At 35.1% G+C, this 20045-nt stretch carries 19 protein-coding genes and 1 tRNA gene; 9 read left to right on the top strand and 11 right to left on the bottom strand.

Annotation, left to right across the window (positions count from 1 at the left end; translation table 11 throughout):
• The first annotated feature begins 68 nt into the window (after positions 1-68).
• From B9T30_RS15550 to B9T30_RS15525, 6 genes are all read left to right on the top strand, one after another.
• On the top strand, positions 69-386 hold the full coding sequence (locus tag B9T30_RS15550) for an ArsR/SmtB family transcription factor (protein WP_086185802.1): 318 nt from the start codon (positions 69-71) through the stop codon (positions 384-386).
• Positions 387-487: 101 nt separating this feature from the next.
• Positions 488-2215 (top strand): SulP family inorganic anion transporter, encoded by a 1728-nt coding sequence (locus tag B9T30_RS15545; protein ID WP_086185801.1) that lies wholly within the window; start codon positions 488-490, stop codon positions 2213-2215.
• A 367-nt stretch (positions 2216-2582) separates the two neighbouring features.
• Positions 2583-3776: a serine/threonine transporter SstT gene (gene sstT, locus B9T30_RS15540; RefSeq protein ID WP_086185800.1), complete on the top strand. Its 1194-nt coding sequence runs from the start codon at positions 2583-2585 to the stop codon at positions 3774-3776.
• 32 nt (positions 3777-3808) lie between these two features.
• Positions 3809-4483 (top strand): YoaK family protein, encoded by a 675-nt coding sequence (locus B9T30_RS15535; RefSeq protein ID WP_086185799.1) that lies wholly within the window; start codon positions 3809-3811, stop codon positions 4481-4483.
• Between the two features lie 14 nt (positions 4484-4497).
• The gene (locus B9T30_RS15530; protein ID WP_086185798.1) at positions 4498-5034 is read left to right on the top strand and encodes a DUF2058 domain-containing protein; all 537 of its coding nucleotides are present in this window, start codon (positions 4498-4500) and stop codon (positions 5032-5034) included.
• A 207-nt stretch (positions 5035-5241) separates the two neighbouring features.
• Positions 5242-6513 (top strand): mechanosensitive ion channel family protein, encoded by a 1272-nt coding sequence (locus B9T30_RS15525; protein ID WP_086185797.1) that lies wholly within the window; start codon positions 5242-5244, stop codon positions 6511-6513.
• 190 nt (positions 6514-6703) lie between these two features.
• Here B9T30_RS15525 and B9T30_RS15520 read toward each other — a convergent pair whose 3' ends face one another.
• From B9T30_RS15520 to B9T30_RS15500, 4 genes are all read right to left on the bottom strand, one after another.
• Entirely contained in the window at positions 6704-7015 is a 312-nt protein-coding gene (locus B9T30_RS15520; protein WP_086185796.1) for a hypothetical protein, read from the bottom strand.
• A gap of 1152 nt (positions 7016-8167) precedes the next feature.
• Positions 8168-9214 (bottom strand): linear amide C-N hydrolase, encoded by a 1047-nt coding sequence (locus B9T30_RS15510; protein ID WP_086185794.1) that lies wholly within the window; start codon positions 9212-9214, stop codon positions 8168-8170.
• A gap of 512 nt (positions 9215-9726) precedes the next feature.
• Positions 9727-9906 carry a hypothetical protein gene (locus B9T30_RS15505; RefSeq protein ID WP_086185793.1) on the bottom strand — a complete coding sequence of 60 codons (180 nt, stop codon included), beginning with the start codon at positions 9904-9906 and terminating at the stop codon, positions 9727-9729.
• 217 nt (positions 9907-10123) lie between these two features.
• Positions 10124-10825: a DUF1003 domain-containing protein gene (locus B9T30_RS15500; RefSeq protein WP_086185792.1), complete on the bottom strand. Its 702-nt coding sequence runs from the start codon at positions 10823-10825 to the stop codon at positions 10124-10126.
• Positions 10826-11271: 446 nt separating this feature from the next.
• On the opposite strand from B9T30_RS15500, the gene B9T30_RS15495 reads away from it, so the two are divergent.
• Positions 11272-12825, top strand: a complete 1554-nt coding sequence (locus tag B9T30_RS15495) for a sensor domain-containing diguanylate cyclase (RefSeq protein WP_086185809.1) — start codon at positions 11272-11274, stop codon at positions 12823-12825.
• Positions 12826-13176: 351 nt separating this feature from the next.
• Here B9T30_RS15495 and B9T30_RS15490 read toward each other — a convergent pair whose 3' ends face one another.
• The 3 genes from B9T30_RS15490 to B9T30_RS15475 all read right to left on the bottom strand — a co-directional run bounded on the left by B9T30_RS15490 (position 13177) and on the right by B9T30_RS15475 (position 14638).
• On the bottom strand, positions 13177-13449 hold the full coding sequence (locus B9T30_RS15490) for a hypothetical protein (protein WP_086166740.1): 273 nt from the start codon (positions 13447-13449) through the stop codon (positions 13177-13179).
• A 798-nt stretch (positions 13450-14247) separates the two neighbouring features.
• Positions 14248-14324 (bottom strand) — tRNA-Met (locus B9T30_RS15480).
• 107 nt (positions 14325-14431) lie between these two features.
• The gene (locus B9T30_RS15475) at positions 14432-14638 is read right to left on the bottom strand and encodes a hypothetical protein (protein ID WP_086185790.1); all 207 of its coding nucleotides are present in this window, start codon (positions 14636-14638) and stop codon (positions 14432-14434) included.
• Positions 14639-15165: 527 nt separating this feature from the next.
• On the opposite strand from B9T30_RS15475, the gene B9T30_RS15470 reads away from it, so the two are divergent.
• Together B9T30_RS15470 and B9T30_RS15465 are read left to right on the top strand one after the other, a co-directional pair.
• A complete protein-coding gene (locus B9T30_RS15470; protein ID WP_086185789.1) occupies positions 15166-15486 on the top strand; it encodes a hypothetical protein in 321 nt (106 codons plus the stop codon).
• Positions 15487-15570: 84 nt separating this feature from the next.
• Positions 15571-15996 (top strand): DNA breaking-rejoining protein, encoded by a 426-nt coding sequence (locus B9T30_RS15465; protein WP_086185788.1) that lies wholly within the window; start codon positions 15571-15573, stop codon positions 15994-15996.
• On the opposite strand, the gene B9T30_RS15460 is transcribed toward B9T30_RS15465, so the two are convergent.
• From B9T30_RS15460 to B9T30_RS15445, 4 genes are all read right to left on the bottom strand, one after another.
• Positions 15993-17345: a PQQ-dependent sugar dehydrogenase gene (locus tag B9T30_RS15460; RefSeq protein ID WP_086185787.1), complete on the bottom strand. Its 1353-nt coding sequence runs from the start codon at positions 17343-17345 to the stop codon at positions 15993-15995. The genes B9T30_RS15465 and B9T30_RS15460 overlap by 4 nt on opposite strands.
• 326 nt (positions 17346-17671) lie before the next feature.
• Positions 17672-18274 carry a hypothetical protein gene (locus B9T30_RS15455; RefSeq protein WP_086185786.1) on the bottom strand — a complete coding sequence of 201 codons (603 nt, stop codon included), beginning with the start codon at positions 18272-18274 and terminating at the stop codon, positions 17672-17674.
• A gap of 95 nt (positions 18275-18369) precedes the next feature.
• Complete coding sequence (locus B9T30_RS15450) at positions 18370-19548, bottom strand: CsgG/HfaB family protein (RefSeq protein ID WP_086185785.1); 1179 nt, start codon at positions 19546-19548, stop codon at positions 18370-18372.
• Entirely contained in the window at positions 19542-19922 is a 381-nt protein-coding gene (locus B9T30_RS15445; protein WP_086185784.1) for a hypothetical protein, read from the bottom strand. Before B9T30_RS15445 ends, B9T30_RS15450 begins: the two co-directional genes overlap by 7 nt.
• Between the last annotated feature and the right edge of the window lie 123 nt (positions 19923-20045).

The raw sequence follows: 20045 nt of genomic DNA, 5'->3' as shown, positions 1-20045 counted from the left end.
TTATTAATGTATTCAATTATTGAAGCATTATACTGCGTGTATTAGTGTCAAGTAACATGAGAAATTATATGAACACCGATCTTGAAATTGCTTCTATGCATGATTCTGTGGATATTGTCGTCACCATATTAAAATCATTAGCCAATACAGATCGTTTACTTATTTTATGTCACCTTGCCAAACAAGAGTTAAATGTTTCACAAATAGAAGAAATAACACAAATTAATCAGCCTACTTTATCTCAACAGTTGATGATGTTACGCAAAAGTGATGTTGTTTCGACTCGTCGTGATGGTAAACAAATTTTTTATTCCATTAAAGATGAAAAATTGGTGCAAGTATTAAATACGTTATATCAATTATATTGCCCTAAAAATCTAATTTAATCCGATAAATAGCATTAAATTAAAGAAAGAATTTTATTGGGTTAAGACTTCTTAGCATTTTTTGTGCATAATATATCTAAAATAGTGATTTAGCTTTAGATATGTCAGATTTAAATTCTCGCTTAATGACATTATTGCCTGCTTGGCAATGGCTTCGCAAATATAACCAAGCTAAATTTAAATCGGATCTTCTTTCTGCATTTATTGTCATTGCGATGCTGGTTCCACAAGGCATGGCTTATGCCATGCTTGCAGGTTTACCGCCTATAATGGGGCTGTATGCCAGTATCCTCCCCATGATTATTTATGCCATGGTTGGTGGCAGCCCTACACTTTCTATTGGGCCAGTGGCTATTATTTCCATGATGACCTTTGCGACTTTAAATCCATTATTTGAAGTCGGATCCCCAGTCTATATACAAGCAGCTTGTTTACTAGCTTTTATGGTTGGTGTAATTTCATTATTGTTAGGTCTGTTAAAATTTGGCTTTCTCATTCAATTGATTAGCCACCCTGTCATTAAGAGTTTTATTATTGCTTCAGCATTACTTATCGCTTTAGGACAATTCAAATTTCTGGTCGATGTACCATTAAAAGCCAACAATATTCCTGAATTTTTACTCAGTTTTTGGCAATACATCCGTTATAGCAATATCGAAACCTTCATTTTTGGCATGCTGTCTTTGTGCTTTCTCATTTATATACCCAAAATATTAAGTTCACATGCCGTTCAGAGCAGAATAGGCTCTACCGCTTTTATTTCAAAAGCACTGCCTTTAATCCTTGTGGTGGCTTCAATTGCTGCGGTCTATTTTCTAAACTTAAAAGACATTGGAATTAAAACCGTGGGGGAAATACCTTCAGGGTTTCCACCCCTTAGCATGCCCTACTGGAATATGGATTTGGTTATCACCTTATTACCGGGTGCAGCCATGATTGCCATGATTAGCTTTGTCGAATCATTATCAATTGCTCAGGCGACAGCTTTACAACAAAGAAGTGACTTAAATAGCAATCAAGAGTTGGTCGCTTTAGGTCTAGCCAATTTAAGTGCAGGTTTAAGCTCTGCATTTCCAGTCACAGGCAGTTTATCTCGAACGGTTATTAATGCAGACTCTGGGGCTAAAACCCCAATGGCCGGTGTTTTTTCATCGCTTCTGATTGTGTTGGTCAGTCTTTATTTCACAGGTTTTTTTCGTGATTTGCCCTTAGCAATTCTGGCGGCCACTATTATTGTTTCCATTTGGAAATTAGTCGATTTCAAGCCCTTTATCGAAACGTGGCGTTATTCAAAAGCAGATGGAATTGCCATGTGGATTACCTTTTTCGGGGTGATCTGTATTGATATTTCTACAGGTTTAATGATCGGTATTGTCTCAACCTTTATACTTTTATTGTGGCGCATTAGTCGCCCACATATTGCGGTTATTGGACTAATTGAAGGTACTCAACATTTTAGAAATATCCAACGTCATCATGTGCTGACTTCATCTAAATTACTTTCAATGAGAATTGATGAAAATTTAAACTTTTTAAATGCCCATATTTTTAAAGGTTTTTTAATTAATGCTGTCAGTCATAATATTGATTTAGAACATGTGGTGATTAATTGCTCAAGTATTAGTTCAATTGATCTAAGTGCTGTAGAAATGTTGGAGGACGTAAATGCTGAATTAAATAAATTGAATATTAAATTACATTTATCCGAAATTAAGGGGCCTGTAATGGATAAATTACAGCATTCCAAATTATTAAAGCATTTAAGTGGAAAAATTTATCTGACCCATTTCCAAGCAATGCAACAACTCTCACCCGAGGTTTTTCAATAACAGAAACATTCTTCAATGATAAAATATGGTTAATGACTAAACATTCAGCATATGAGGAAAATTTGCTTTACGGAACAATGCCGCCTCATTCATTTTTCAAACGACACTCATTGCCCGCACATTTTTGAAGATAAAACCTATTTTACGGTTTATCAAAATGAATTTAATGTTGTTCATTTAACACATTTATCTTCTAAGATTTTTTGAAATTTGACTTAAAAAATCTTTAAAAAAAGAAATATCAACTTTAAAAATAAACAGTTAGTTTTTATATAAAAATTAATTTTTAGCAATTCCCCTTTTAGGTATAAAATGCTGTGCATATTTGTAAATTTTTTAGTCCTCATATGTCTAACAAGGCACCCTTATGTTTTATGCTTTAATGCGTTTGAGTTTAGTCTCCCGAATTATTATCGCCATTATTTTAGGTATTGGCGTTGCTGTTGTGTTCCCAAATGTTGCTCCATATTTAAGCTTATTGGGTGACTTGTTCATTAAAGCACTTAAATCTGTTGCGCCTATTTTGGTTTTTGTCCTTGTTTTATCCTCGATTGCTAATTTTAAAGTCGGACATGGCACTAACATCAAACCAATTATATTGATGTATGCTATTGGGATGCTTTTGGCGGCGTTTAGTTCAGTCATTGTCAGTATTGTATTTCCCAGCACATTGTTTCTGGACATCTCTACACAAGCCGATTTACAACCACCCGGTAGCTTAACTAAAATTTTCAAAAATTTACTTTTAAGCTTTGTGGCGAATCCTGTGACTGCCATTAGTGAAGCAAACTTCATTGGTATTTTGGCATGGGCTGTTGCTTTAGGTGCTGCATTTCGTCATGCAAGTGACACCACCAAAGTGGTGTTGACTGATGCTGCAACGGCAGTCAACCATGTCATCCGTTTAGTGATTAATTTTGCTCCTGTGGGTATTTTTGGTCTGGTTGCTGTCACATTTGCTGAAGCAGGCTTAAGTACGCTTGAAAGCTATGCTCACTTATTGGCTGTGCTGATTGGGACAATGTTTTTTGTCGCATTGGTCATCAACCCAATTATGGTGGCATTTGTTACACGCAAAAATCCATACCCTTTAGTATTTCAATGCCTGCGTGAAAGTGGTATTACAGCCTTTTTTACCCGTAGTTCGGCTGCAAACATTCCAGTCAACTTGGATTTAGCCAAACGCTTAGGGGTCAATGAATCCACTGCAAATGTGGCTATTCCATTAGGTGCAACCATTAATATGGCAGGTGCAGCTGTTACCATCACTGTACTGACCTTAGCAACCGTTAATACCTTGGGGGTTGCTACTGATTTCACTACGATGTTAATTTTATCTGTGATCGCAACTGTTTCAGCATGTGGTGCATCGGGTGTTGCAGGTGGTTCTTTACTGCTTATTCCTGTGGCTTGTGGCTTATTTGGCATTAGTTCAGACATTGCTATGCAAGTGGTTGCCATTGGTATGGTGATTAGTGTGCTACAGGATTCAACCGAAACTGCATTAAATTCTTCTACAGATGTGCTTTTTACTGCTGCTGTTGACCGCGGTTTAGATTAAGATAGTCATTATTAAGTATTTTTTATGACGTTATGCCTTTTCAAACTTTACCACCTTGGGTGCAATTAGGTACTTTTTTTCTTGCAGTCAATGCAGGAATAATTAACGTCCTTGGATTGGTGACCGTATTACATCAATCCGTTTCACATATGACGGGTAATGTCAGCATGTTGGCGATGGCTTTGCTTCACTGGCAACCAGACACCATTATCTACTTAACCTGTGTTGTTTTATGTTATGTGATTGGTTCATTTTATAGCGGATTTATTCTTGGAAATAGCCACTTTAGCTTAGGTCGCCGTTATGGTTTACCTTTAAGCTTAGTGGCTTTTTTTATTGTCCTCTGTTGGGCTTTCTTACCCTATTTCCCTCGTTATGCCTTACTTTGGGCATGTGTAGCAATGGGCGTACAAAATGCGATGGTCAGCCATTACAAAGGCACAATTATTCGCACCACCCATTTATCTGGTGTTTTGACTGATTTAGGTTTAGCGTTAGGCTATCGCTTACGTGGCTTAGATGTAGATCGAAGACGGATTATTCTACATTTGGTCATTTTATTTGGATTTTTCTTGGGTGGCCTAGTTGCCAGCATGATTTATCCTTATTTAAAATTAAATTCATTCCTTATCCCTGCGTTGTTAAGTTGGATACTCAGCATCGTATATTGGGGTATTTATTTTCGTTATCGACGTATTCAAGAGTAGTTTCGGAATTTATTATGGTCAAAAATGCATTACAGGCTCAATTGCTAAAAGCGGGTTTAGTCGATAATAAAAAGGCTAAAAAACTGTCTAAACAGGCAGTTCATGAGCAACGTACTGGTCAAAGCGATGAAGCTGAATTAAAAGCAAAAATTGCACAAGATCAGCAAGAGAAACTTGAAAAAGACCAAGCCTTAGATTTAGAGAAAAAACGTCTATTGCAAGGTAAAGAGCTCAAAGCTGCCATTATCCAAATGATCAATCAGCATAAAATTCGTAATATAGATGGCGAAGTGTCATATCAATTTATTGATGAGAGTAAAGTCAAAAAGATTTATCTCAATCAACAAATTTATAATGCACTCGTTTCTGGTTCATTGGTGGTGGCTAAAGAAAGTGATGGCTATGCCATTTTACCAAAAGCCTTAGCAGATCGTATCAATGACAAAATGGAAGGCTTCATTATTGTCAATAATTCTGAAAACAATGAACAAACCACAGATGAAGAAGATCCATATGCTGCCTATGTTATTCCTGATGATTTAATGTGGTAAGTTCAACACATTAATCATTAAAAAAGTGCAACTTATGTTCATATAAGTTGCACTCAAAACCATATTCAAAAAAATAGCTTAATTTTGATACTCATGTCGTTAATTCAGTTTGAGTTCATGTATATAAAACGTTACCTTTAGCTCCAATTAAAATATAACTATATAAACTATAAAGAATTTTTAAATAACGATGTTAAAGGTGTACTTTTGGAGCATTTTGCTTTTATACAGAATATTCAAGATTGGTCAAATCAATATCCATGGTTAGAAATGCTTAGCTCTTTAAGTCTTTTAATTGTACTGGCTGTCCTCGCCAATTTTATTGCCAAACAAGTGGTGGTTCGGGGTATTCGTAAACTTATTTCCAAAATGAAATTTGCGAATAATGAAGTTTTGTCCCAACACAGTGTAATCAGCCGCGTTGCCAATATTGTCCCTGCTATTGTGATTATGAATGGAATCGTAACTGTTCCATACCTTTCAGAAAAAATAATCACCTTTATTCAAATGGGTGCACAAGCATTTATTTTCCTCACGATTGCTTTGGCAATTAGTGAATTTTTAAGTATTTTTAATCTGCTTTATCAACGTAATCCAAAATCTAGAAATAAACCCATTAAAGGCTATTTACAACTGGTTAAGCTGATTATTTTTATTGTCTGTGGCTTAATGATTTTAGGTACATTCCTTAAAAAAGATGTTTTTACCTTACTTGCAGGCTTTGGAGCAATGGCTGCGGTACTTATGCTCGTGTTCCAAAATACCATTTTGTCTTTAGTTGCATCGGTTCAAATTTCATCTTATGACATGGTTCGTATTGGCGATTGGATTGAAATGCCATCCTTAAATGCAGATGGTGATGTCATTGATATGTCATTACATACCATTACCGTACAAAACTTTGATAAAACATTGACCACTATTCCAACCAATAAATTAGTCACTGATACATTTAAAAATTGGCGTGGTATGGCACATGCAGGGGTTCGTCGTATCAAACGCTCTATTTTTATTGATCAAAGTAGTGTGCATTTCATGAGTCTTGAGGAGCAAAAAAAACTCAAAGCATTTTTATTATTAGATCAATATTTAGATACGAAGCAAGATGAGCTTGAAAATTTCAATCAACAATTGTCTAACCAGTCTTTATACAATCAACGCCGTTTAACCAATTTAGGTACATTCCGTGCATATGTCGAATTTTATCTTAAACAGCATTCAGGTATTGCACAAAATCAATCATTGATCATTCGTCAATTGCAACCCACGAGTGAAGGTTTACCCCTTGAAATTTATGCTTTTACCAATACCACAGTCTGGAAGGATTATGAAGCAATACAATCCGATATCTTTGATCATTTAATTGCAATTATTCCAGAATTTGGATTGAAAATTTATCAAGCACCTTCTGGTTCCGACTTTAAACAGTTCACTGCGGTGTCAACGCCTGTCGTAAAATCCAATAATCTATTGGTTTAAAATGTTTTAATTCTTAAAAAACGGTAAAACAATTGCTTATATTAAAATTGTTTTACCGTGAATAATGTAAAGATGGCATATTTTTATTGATTACAACGAAATTTCAAAATCGCCTATTCATTTTGTATTCAACTTCAGCTCGGGCAATAAAAAGTTGTAATCAATTATGATTAATTAAAAATATAAATGACTACTTTTCTTCATTCATGCAAAGTTCAAAATAATGCTTACGAAAATCATCTACAATCTGCTGTTTACCCAGATCAGTATTCAGCAATAATTGATCATATGCATCCTCAACGATAAACTCATATACATCCTTGGAATCACCTTCAAACTCTAATGCTATTCTTTCTTGAGTTTCAATCGGCACGCCATCCTGTCTTTGCTGCATTACCGTTGCCGCAATATCCGCTATTTCATTACATATTTGAGCGTCATCACCTGAAGCCGATACCGCACTTGAAACAAATAAACAGCTTAATAAAATTAATTTTTTCATAAATACATTCTATTTTTTTTTGTTCTTTATAGATTAGCAGATCAATCCCCATCTGAATCACATTCCCCTCAATTTAATTAGAGATTGTTGCCATTTTAGCCATGCATTACGTTTTCACTAAAACAATATAAAAAAAGCATGAAATGCTGGTAATAGTGCCCTTCTTATCAAATTTCATAACAAATGTTTGGTGGTTTTTTATGATAATCCTGCACGTGCTTCTCTAGTTTAATCAACTTAATCTAACCATGAATACGCTTCTATTTATCAATTTTAATCATTCAAAAACCACGCAAAGGTGGTTCATTTTAGACTGCTTTTTATTGCTGTAATTGATTACTCATCCAATGCAAAAATTCATTTTTTTGCAGAAAGCTTGGCGCTGCATGAGCCAGTATGGTTTGCTGTTTGCCATTAAATATGCCCTTATAATTATAAGGTTTTACTGCTTCAAATGTAGACTTATCGCTCTCATGTAGTTCACTCAAAAAAGTCTTCAATTGCATAAATTGACTTTGAGAATCGATGGTTGGTTTTTCTACAATGAAATTGTAAATTTGTTCTAGTATAAATTTAGGATTATTTTGAGGCAGCTTATTGGCTTGCCTTCCACCCTGTACCTTTTAAAATGATCAAGGTACAAGACATTCCCTATAAAGAAGGAAGCTAAGCAACAATCAAATATTTCATACACACCACCAATGAGAAAATGGTATTTAAAAACCCAATCAGAGATGTAATGCCGGTCAGTTAAGAAATTGACTGGCATTTTATTTTTTAAATTCATAATATTATTTGATACACGGAAACGTCATCCGCAACTGTTCGAGGCATGAGGTGTATACACCGCAAGATTAAAAAAGTAAGGTTTCTGCAATTTATTAATCAATAAAAGGAATTTGACGAGTTTTGCGGTGAGGCGCACTGCGCCGCAAGATACCTTTCTTGCGAACTCAAAATATATTTTGAGTTTCTCATTTGGGCTTATCCAAAGTAATAGATGAGCTCCAAGTATTTGATTTAAAATATAAGACTCCGTTGTGAAGAATTAAAAAGTTAAGGAGTCTATTACCAAACTCCTTAACTGATCAGCATTACACCCAAAGATGGGTTTACATGTATATCAGATAAGCTCAATCATTTTATTTTGCCTTATTTAATGCCGAGAAACTCGAAGGGTTGAGTGACCTTAAATGATGAATTGGTTTTCCCTGCATAGGTTTTTGCCTGATCTCGACCTAATTCAAGTTTTTTAGTCTGCCCATCATTAAAATTAATATCTTTTAAATCTACCCAAAACACATTTGGCGACACCGCAGACTCAAAGAAATACAATCCTCTCTTATGGTCTACAACAGTACGCCAGCGCGTAGAGGAAATGTTTGGCTCTTCTTCTGTATTTAAACCAAATGGCACTGAAGCATTACGGATCACGCTAAATACACTTGCCAAAGAATGTTCTGGTGTTGCATTTTTTGGAATAGCATTAATATAAAATGAAGCTCTTGCAAACCGATCTGCAGCACGGTTCGTTCCAGGCAACATGGTTGTACCGCCAATCTGTTTCCAATAGCTATTTAACGCGAGTTGTTGTTCAAATATAGGAGAATTGGTCATCACCTGATAAGCACGATTATGATGAATTACCTGCTTTCCATTAATATATTCAATAATTGCGCTATCACCTGTTGCATCTGAAATAGACAAATGCAATGTAGCAAGACGTTCCTCACCAGGCACCGCATCTGTCACCACTAGAAATGGCTCTTTTTCTAATGCTGCAATTGCTTCATTCACTGTTGCAAAATTATCTAAGACGTATTGCGCCCATAATGAAATACTTAACTGTGGCTTAGTATTATTTTTAATATCAGGATATTCAGACTCAACTAACCAAAGTAAATTTGCATTCAAGCCTTTTTCATTTACGCCATCCGTGGTGGAAATATCGTAACCTGAGGCAATAACACTGCCATATTTAGAAGTCCATTTAATCGACTTAGGCCCCGCCATGCCGTTGCGCTTCACCTTATTTGGTAAAATCCATAAATTTGTACCAATATCACTCTTCCAGTCCATAGAGCGCGCTGTCATTACATCATTATCACCGAGATAAACCACACGAGTACATGCCATGCTTAACTCTCCAACGATTAAAAGACCCGCAGAAAATAATACTTTTTTTAACATTTTAGTCATTATGTTATCCTTTTTTAATTAGGAAAATTTAGTCCAACGACAGGGCTATGTTGGCGAATAGCCCTGTTAAAATTATTAGAAGGGATAACATGTATATTTTATAAAGTTCATAAATACTCTCTCTTTATTATCAGTAATTTTCTATCATACATTTTTTGATTAACAAATGATCAGAAATACCATTTATCATCTATTCTGTTCTTTTAAAAAATATGATAAACCACTCTTTCAAAGGGTCTTTCATGATTTAGGCAAGGTCTACCTTTGATGTGACAATTTTTTCAGTTCAAAGATAGCTTTATAGTCATATTTGTAGACAGTTTTTGATGAGAAGAAATGGCTAATTTAATCTAGATAGATCTATATTTATACAAAAATTACTCAATTTTTTAACTATTTATAAATATTTTTCATATCGGGACGATTACATCACAGTAAATTTTACTTAATCGTGCAGCAACAACTCAGTACTCAAATGTTTTTGCCAGTCTTGGTATTCTTTTAGCCCAAGATTAATCTTTGAAAGGATTTGTCAGGTTGTTTTTAAACATCATAAATACCAGCACTGCGCTTATAAATAGTAAAATTCCAACCATTACAAATAAAGGATCACTTCTCATTAAACCTAAAGCAATCGCTATCACAGCAAAAATAGATAAAATAACGACCAGTCCCATTCCTAAAATAAGCATAAAAATTCCAAAATATTATGTAATTATGGTTTATATTTTTGGTTATAAAAATTTCAAATTGATGTCATTTTTATTAAATAACGGTTTGATTATGTAACAGTCCTCACTTAGATGGCTTTTGGTATAAAAACGAAATAAGCTTGTACTTTTTAATCATTAACTAAAAGTTAAATTAATCCAATTTTCTTAGATCTTCAATAAAAATATACATAAATTTTTAATATTTTTTGCTCATTTCAGATAATAAGTCCAGTTGAATTTCTTGTATTTGCGCAAGTCTATCCCACTGATGCATTAAAAGATGATCTAGTTTTTCATGTAAATGCTGGATTTCAAGCTCAGCTTTTAAGTTGATTTGATAATCATTCTGTGAACGCAATCTGTCTTTTGCTTCTTGTCTATTCTGGCTCATCATAATAACGGGGGCTTGAATGGCTGCTATACAAGACAGTATTAAGTTTAATAGGATAAAAGGATAAGGATCGGCAGGATGAACCATTACAACGACCGTATTCACGGTAATCCATATGACCAAGAATATGGCGAAACAAATCAAAAATGCCCAACTTCCGCCAAAAGTCGCTATTTTATCTGCAAGCCGTTCTCCTAAAGTCCAATGTTGATCTAGTTTATTCTCAACATTTTTTGTGATGAGTTCATGCTGCTGCATACTTTTAATCACTTCATATTCAAGATCAGTGACTTCGCCTTTTTCTGATTTTAATAATGAATGCACATACTGAATTCGATACTTGGTTAAATCGGCTTGGCATATATAGTCTTGGGGCGACCACTCTGGAAAATTATGTGAAATTTCTTCTGTAATCACTTTTCGTATCATCCCCATCGGGATAAGGCTTTTAATTGGAAAAGTCTTTCCACAGACTAAACATTCACGACATTCATTTTTTACATTCATGACCGCCCTCTTTTATAATAATTGTTGAATTAATGGATAAATATACCCAAGTACATTTTACTCATATTCAAATTTTTTGATTGTCTATATTGTTAATTTTTTCAACTGTAGATAGCGCCAGTAAAATGATCAAAACAATCATCTCCAATAGCACATCAATACCTAAGATTGAATTTTTGACCTACCCAGTGCGCTATCAAAATGTTTTTTCCAACGTCCTTGTTCAAACAAAACTCATACGGTAAAACCGGCAAAATGTAGCTAGTTCCAATTTAAAATTGAATCAATCTAATTAGATATGAGAGTTTATAGCAATTAATCTGATTAAATATCTAAAATTTAAATCATAAAAAATAAACTATTCTTTTGATTTATGATGTAAAACAACATACTATTAAATGGGAAAATAATAATCAAACTAATATATTGTTATGTTATTTAAGTACATGATTTATCCGCTAAAGCTCAATCTTAGAAAGTTAATTTTATTATTATCAGTTTTTAGTGTTTCAAGCTTGTTTATTGTTTCAGTTGTTGTGAGTTACTATATACAAAAACAACAACTTATCAGTAATTCTCTGTCAGTTAATCTTGAATATGCCTCAAAAATTGCAATAGGTACGGACAATCATTTTCAAACGATATTAAAAGAATTAGCATATAGTGCCTATGTCCTCGGTAATAACTTTGAAAACAATCAAATCACTCATTCCGAGGTTGAACGGCTAAAAAATCAGTCTGATTACTTTAATAGCATTGTCATCGTCAATTCTAAAGGTGACTTTATAGATTATGCCCCTTCTCAACTTCATTTAAAAAAAGAAACAGCAAATACAACCTTAGGGCTACGAGAGTCTTTAAAAGCAAAAAGTACTTATATTTCAACTCCATATTACTCTGTAAAAAATAACTTAATTATATTCGTTTCTCAGCCAATTTTTAATAACAAAAAAGAATTCATTGGCTTTATTGGAGGTGCTATTTATCTGAAAGATAAAAATATTATTAGTGACTTACTTACAATAAAATATGGATACAAGAATAGCTATATGTATGTTATTGATAAATCAAATAAAATAGTATTCCATCCTGATGCCCGTAAAATTGGTAAGCAAATTTTAAATAACACAGGCTTGGCCTATATGAGAGAAAAAGAATCAGGAAGTATTGAACTAATCAATTCTGATGGGATTAAAAATTTAGCAGGTTTTGCTCATATTCCGACAACAGACTGGATTATTGTCTCTCAACAACCGACCAAAGAACTACTTCAACAAGCAACAGCCATTATTTATAAAGTTGCACTGGTTATGCTTATTTTTTATGCCTTTATCTTTTTCATTGTATGGCAAGTTTCTTTACTTATTTCCTCCCCCTTGAATCGCTTAGCCAAAATGGCTAGTCGACTTAATCAGCCCAATATTGATTTAAATATTGCTAAAATTGAACCGTGGTACTTTGAAGTAAGAAGATTCAAGATTTCTTTATTAATGAGTGTACGTAATTTCTCTGAAAAAATATCAGAACTAAACAATAGGGTTAATACTGACCCACTCACTGGTTTCTATAATCGACGAGGAATGGACTTATTCGTTGATAGTTTTATAAAGACTGAAACTAAATTTTCAGTTATTTATATAGACATCGATTTCTTTAAAAGAATTAATGATACATATGGTCATGATCAAGGTGATGTAGTACTAAACCAGATTGCTAGTTACATTCGTGAAAACTTTAGAAGTAATGATATTTGCTGTCGTATTGGAGGTGAGGAATTTATAATCCTTACGCCAACAACGAATATTGAAATTGGATACACCATTGCTGAAAGACTGAGAAAACGACTAGAATCTACCATGATTGGTTCAATAGGCCCTGTCACAGTCTCTATCGGAATAGCTCATTGGCCGAATGACTCTTTTGATGTTCAAGCGGTATTTAAAAAAGCCGATAATAACCTATATAAAGCTAAAGCCGCTGGCCGAAATTGTATTCGGTAATAATTCCTTATTTTTGACATTATGCCCGACCTAAAGCATGCAACTTTATGCTTAGGCGCACACGATGTATTATTAGATGCTTGCGCCAAAGCATTTAATTTCAGCTGAGATGGTATATTTTAAGTTTATAATTTTCTTTCAATTCCCGTTTAGGCATCATCATATTTATTAAAGATTAATTTTCTGTTTCTCACTTTCGAGTTGGATCATGACACAAGCACCCTATTTTTACATAGCGTAATTATTGAATATTTTTTATTAAAATTTATCATTAATTTTCAATAATATAAAATAATCAGTGAAATATTAACATCAAAAAACCACCCTCGAGTGGTTCATTTTAGACTGCTTTTATTGCTCTAATTGATTACTCATCCAATGCAAAAATTCATTTTTTTGCAGAAAGCTTGGCGCTGCATGAGCCAGTATGGTTTGCTGTTTGCCATTAAATATACCCTTATAATTATAAGGTTTTACCGCTTCAAATGTAGACTTATCGCTCTCATGTAGTTCGCTCAAAAAAGTCTTCAATTGCATAAATTGACTTTGAGAATCGATGGTTGGTTTTTCTACAATGAAATTGTAAATTTGTTCTAATATAAATTTAGGATTATTTTGAGGCATTATTATGTTCCATACTTTGTGGTAAAGTCGCAATAATTTTAATGTATATTCTACAGAGTGCATTGTCATATTATTACATTTTCATATTCTAGTAATATGAATATTTTAATAAAAAAATAAACTGTTTTAAGTTTAACTAAACAAAAATATAATTAAACGAATTTGAAATATCTATAATCCATTTTCTTTCGCTCAATCACATCAAGATTATTGTATGTATAATTTTACAAAACAACATTTTAATATTATTTGGCTTAAATTTAATTGGGTATTCAGCTGGGTTGATAATATAATTTATACAATTTTCGCGATAATTTTTATTGTCAATTATCCTATGTTTACCACCAAACAAAAAGCAAAACCCCATCAACATCCAGAATGTGACGGGGTTTGATGTGCCGTAATATGCTTAACAGTTTGCAGTATTAATTATCTTTACCACATTTTGGCATTCACGTGACCATCATAAAGATCGAAACCATATTCATAAGCATAAATGCAAAAAAAAGCCCACACATGGAAGTGCGGGCTAAAACCAAAAATACCTTAAAGGTATTAGAAACCACAGCTAGTTTCTGCTAGCCATTTTCCACACTAATCGAGTCAGTTACAGTGGCGAAAAATAACAATAATTAAAAATAATGCTAAACAAATCACATTATTAACTGTGATGCATTTCTACGTAGAAACAAATAAGAAGTCCATCAATGCAAGTTAAAATATCAATAAAAATATAAGCATAAAAAAACCCTAATATGCATGAAGCAAATTAGGGCATAAACTTTAAATCTTTTTCGTTGGTAGCGGGAGCTGGATTTGAACCAACGACCTTCGGGTTATGAGCCCGACGAGCTACCAGACTGCTCCATCCCGCATCAACGAAGTGACTTTATACGCCTTAATACTCAAGAATACAAACATTATTCAATATAAATATGATATTGATCAATATTCGCTAGATAGGCATATATTTTTATGTCATTTAAGGTTTAATAATTTTAAATATTTTTCCGCTGCTTGTACTTTGAAAAAGCATTTCAAAGCTAGGGCGAATCATCTCATTATCGACAATAATATATTTTATTCGTTCATATGTTTTGACAGTACTTGATACAACCTCATCCAAGGTTGCTTCAATGGCGTAATGCACACCAAATTGATCCTTCACACTAATATTAAATTTATTCATAAATACACCTTAAAAAGAAAATAACACAGCCTGAGACTGCAAAAATAGCATTCAATGATTATTAGATTTTGTAGTTATATACATTGAACGCTAGTCAATATACGTTAAAAAGCATTCTTTAAGGAATATATTTCTAGCTATTCATATTGATGTGCCTAGGCTTCGTGATCGTTCGGATAATCTGCAACTTAAGCATCTTCAAATTTAAAAATTACACACCAATTTTCATTTACACTCAGAGAGCACTATCTTCCACTCATATAGCGTATCAAAATTTATGTAATTTTTATGACAAAGACAAGTGAATATACAGTTTGTTGACTTTAGCTCACAAAAAATTGGAAATTTTGCGATGAATATGGCCAAGCATGCGACTGCCTTTTGGATAACAATGCGAAAAAGTATCTAAAGAAGAAAGAGTAAGCATAAAGTTAAATAAACAGTTTTAAGTATTGTAAATTAACTCTTAAAAATTGAATGACCTCTGTATTATTAAATTTAATATTTAAAGCAAGGTAATAAAAAGAATGAAACGGATAAGTTTTATTTTATTAAGTTTAATTTGTACATCTTACACCGCTCAAGCCAGTTCAGCCGATGCATGGAAAAAACATGATCAAAAGCTTAAAGCAGCTTGTATAAAAGCGAGTCTATTAAAAAATACAAAGGTCGTCAGTGACATTATGCCCTTTGATGATCGTGTGGGATATTCTGCTATAGTTTTAGAGGGTCGCTATCCTCAAGCGCATATGAAAAACCAGCTTGGACGTGAATTATGTCTATGGCAGCGATCTAAACAAAAAGCTTCCATCGTGGAAGCAGATACACTCTCAAAATTAAAGAAATAAACTCATCGTCTAATCACATAATTAAATTCAGACTGACAGAAAATGATATGCTAAATCCATAATTTTATTATTTGAGACAATAAAATGAAAAAAAGTTTAAGCCTCGCTATTTTAGCTGCTTCAGTGGCATTAGGTTCTGCTCCTGTAGTTGCAAAGTCATTAGAAACACCTGTGACTTTCAAAAAAGGTACTTATGGCGCAAGTTTAAAAGGTACTTTCAAAGGCTATGATGATGCCCGTTATACACTGCATGCCAAAGCAGGCCAACGATTGAAATTTAAAACAACCAGCACGGGTGACTTAGCATATATCAATATTTATGCACCAGAAGATAAGCCAGGTAAAGCTGAAGCCTTATGGATTGGTTCTACAGCAGGCTCAGCTGGAGAAGTGGTTCTACCATCCACGGGGAAATATACACTGCAAGTTTATCAAATGCGGAATAGCGCACGACGCGGCAAAACTGTAAATTTCAATATCGATATCCAAATTTTAAATCAAGCACCTTAAGGTGCTTGATTTATTCGACTCTCATAAGTGGTTGCACCAACTGGTGATACACGCCAAATCATATCACCCACATCATCGGCGACCAAAATAGCTCCTGAAAAATCCACTGTTACACCAACAGGCCGCCCAAACGCATCACCTTTATCGCTTAAAAAGCCAGTCAATACATCTTGCGGTTTACCAGAAGGTTGACCATTTTGGAACGGCACAAAAACGACTTTATAACCACTATGCGGTTTACGATTCCATGAGCCATGCTGACCAATTAGCGCGCCACCGCGATATTGTGGCATTAATTCGGCAGTATAAAATGCCAAGCCTAACGATGCTGTATGGTTACCCAGTGCATAATCAGGCTTAATTGCGCGCGCGACCAACTCAGAATTTTGTGGTTTTACCCGTGTGTCCATATGTTGACCATAATAGCTATACGGCCAGCCATAAAAAGCACCATCTTTAACTGAGGTCATGTAATCGGGCACCAAATCATTGCCCAGTTCATCACGCTCATTCACGACTGTCCATAGCGCACCACTTTGAGGTTGCCAATCCATGCCATTTGGATTACGCAGCCCTGTCGCAAACGGTCGTGCCTTGCCACTGGCAATATCAAATTCCATAATCAGTGCACGGCCCACTTCTTTGTCAAACCCATTTTCAGCTACATTACTGTTTGAGCCAACAGTAATATAAAGTTTGGTGCCCGCAGGGTTGGCAATTACGTTTTTGGTCCAATGATGGTTTAACGTACCACCTGGTAAATCCAATATTTTGGTTCCACTTACTGTAATTTGAGTTGCACCTTCTTGGTAAGAAAAGCGCATTAAGGCATCAGTATTGGCCACGTACAGCATGTTTCCTACCAGTGCCATGCCAAATGGAGAGTTTAAATTTTGTAGAAATATGGTTTTTTGGTCAGCGATACCATCACCATTGGTATCACGGAGCAAGCTAATGCGATTGGCACTCGGATGCGATGACCCTGCACGCTTCATCACCAGTTTCGCTATTTTTCCTTTAATTCCCTTGCTATCATCAGGCTTAGACGGCGCATCTGTTTCGGCAACCAGCACATCACCATTCGGCAACACATACAGCCAGCGCGGATGTTCAAGTTCTTTCGCAAATGCTTGTACTTTTAAACCTGCAGCAGGCGTTGGCATAATACCCGCAGGCCAGCCTTTGGCAGTGGCAATATTAACCGTAGGCAGCAAACTTGATTTAGGTTCAGGCAAATTAGGTTGTGGGCCATAGCTGTCTGTGATTGGAGAGCTAGATGGTGAAGCGCATCCTGTTAGTGCCAATACAATGGCAGAACTCACAATCGGCAGTAAAAACCGAGCAGACATTTTTTATCTCCAATTTATTTTTGTCGCACTAAATAGAGAATAATTCTTTGTATGATAGAGATATAGGTTTTTATTTAACATATTTGTGGCTATACCAAGTTAAAAAATGCAGATTCAACATCTACCGCTATTCCCAAGTAGAAGTGTTCACTTCTAGCTTCTATAAGTAAGCCCCGCATCTGGGACAGGATTAAATTGGCGGCCCATTGACTGCGTAATATCAGTAAATAAAAAAACTGTTGCATTCAAATGTAAATTTATTCCAAAATAAAAAAGGTCTAACTATCCGTTAATAGTTAGACCCTGAATCATGTTGAAAGGTTGATTTACTTTACGGTCACTGTAATGCTACCGGTGTTCACAGCACCGATTGCTGAAGTTTTAATGCCATCAATATGATTCACTTTTCCCTCTACATTTACAGATGCATCAATAGCGCCTGAATTGAAGGCTAAATTTGCTGCGCTGTAATTGCTCAGCGTTGTAGAGAATTGATCATAATAGCTAGTATTCACTCCTGCACTGATAGAGCTTTCGAGTTCAGATGACTGTTCATTATGCCATCCTTCCACCGTACTCCATTTATTTTTTTCAGCGTCAAAAGTTCCATTGAATGTACCCGCAGTAACAGCACTGAAGTTGCCTTGCTGTAAATTGATACTGCCTGTGTTCACGGCACCAAGTGCTGAAGTTTCTACCGCGACTTTGTCTCCAACATTATTGAGTGAATTATAACGACCATCTATGTTGACAGTTGCATCAATATTAGCGGTATTGATTGCAAGGTTAAGCGCATTACCATTTGTAGCCTGTTGAGATAAAAGAGTTAGGGTTTGTTGCAGACCAGTATCTACATGTACATTATTTGCCATGGCTGCACTGGACAGGAAGGCGACGGATAAGGCAATTGTTGTGATAGTCTTATTCATGGTTAATTTCCTTTTCTAGTTTTCTTTTCTAATTTTGAAGTACTTCTCGCTAAGCACCTCTTTTTATAATGGGAGCGAGCCCATTTATATATCTTTTAATCACGCTGAGTTGTTGACCAGTAATTTTCGATCATTGCTGGATTTACATCCCATAACATCTGAGCCTTCTCATCTTCTTTTTTTCCCTCATTCGCTTTGCTTGAAGATGAGCGCTGTTTCATACTGATATATTTAATCAAATCCTTTTTGCTCATTTCAGGATCACCTTCAGGATTTTTAATCAGGTCAGATTCTTTATTTTTATGCGGCTGCGTATCTTTGTTTGGTGAGTTTGTAGATTTATTTTTTTCATTCGATGAACTTGTTTTATCTGATGAAGAGTCCAGAAGAGACCCACTTGAATCCACAGTGTTTTTCTGCTGGCTTTCTTTATATTTATACAGGGCAACAGAACTTCGCGTTAAACCTAAGCTGCCAAATTCAGGTGGTATTTCAGCGCGGCAACTTTCAAATGTTACGGGTGGAATGACCTGACTGAGCAATTCAAAAGTAGCCAAATTCAACATTTGACGCAAAGCAAAGTTGGTCGCTTCTCTCTCTCCTTTGCCAATCTGAATGTTCAGTAAAGTATGACCAGCAAACCTGCCTGCATTTATGCCGTAATCCTGTGCTGCAATTTGCTTCTGTAGCGAAACATTAGCAACAACTTTACTGCTACGCGTATCTGTCAGAGATAAATCTAAACCAACCATAATGCGAGTTTGACTATAATTGGGGCCAACACCGCCTATCTGCATGTCAAAACCGCCACCGGGAATAAAATCCAAACTGTTAATACTACCTGTCACATAATAATCAGAAGCTTGAATTTGCCTTGGGTCACGAATTCCCCACTTGGCTTCGCTTTCTATAATACGAGGATCACGCCGATTCAATAAGTTAACACCCGCCTGAAATAATGCAGATTGCACCATATCTCCAGCGCCTTGCGTAACCATTTTTCCACTACCACCATTCGTTACAACATCTTTGCCTGTTTGGTCTAGAATCGCACCAACAGAGAAACTAACATCATTGCGCAGTTGTCCTTTCAGACAGGATAAGGCCATATCAAAAGGCGTAAAAATATCAGTAATAGGTGGCCCTTGTACAAGGCTGACAGGCTCCTTGTTTGAAAGAGCCATACCAGTACATCCTGTCAGAAGATGGCTAAAAAGGATCGTGATGCTCACAGAAGATATTTTTCTTCTATTCAACCAAGGAAAATTCAACATAGTGATTGTCCCCCTGGTTGGGTGCTTAAATTAGGACATTGCTGATTATTTTGAGTGGTAGTTGAATTTACAGAGCCGTCATTTGCAGTATCATTCGAGATATCTACACCGTTGTTTGAACCATTTACATTTACATTGCTAGTAGATGAATTAAGTGTACCTATAGAACTTGTCGATGTGCTGTTTATTGTGGTTTTTCCCAGTCCAGAATAATAATCTGAATCCTTAAGCTCAATGAGATTTGCTTGGACTAAATTATCATTGGTGCGACTACTTGATGCTTTCCAGCGCTGACTCCACTCATCAGAGGTTGCATAAGCATTGCTCAGAAAACATACACAAAATAAACCAACATTGATCACTGATATTTTCATAATTCTTACCACCCTTTGATCTAAGATGTTTATTTATTTTTCATTTAGTAATGTTTAATTTATCTAATAAATATTAAATCACAAAAGAGCATGAAAGTGAGAACTGCATCAACATTTTTATAT

It is taken from the genome of Acinetobacter sp. ANC 4973 (genome assembly GCF_002135275.1).
Lineage (GTDB): Bacteria > Pseudomonadota > Gammaproteobacteria > Pseudomonadales > Moraxellaceae > Acinetobacter > Acinetobacter kyonggiensis.
This window is presented reverse-complemented; position numbering and strand designations above follow the sequence as displayed.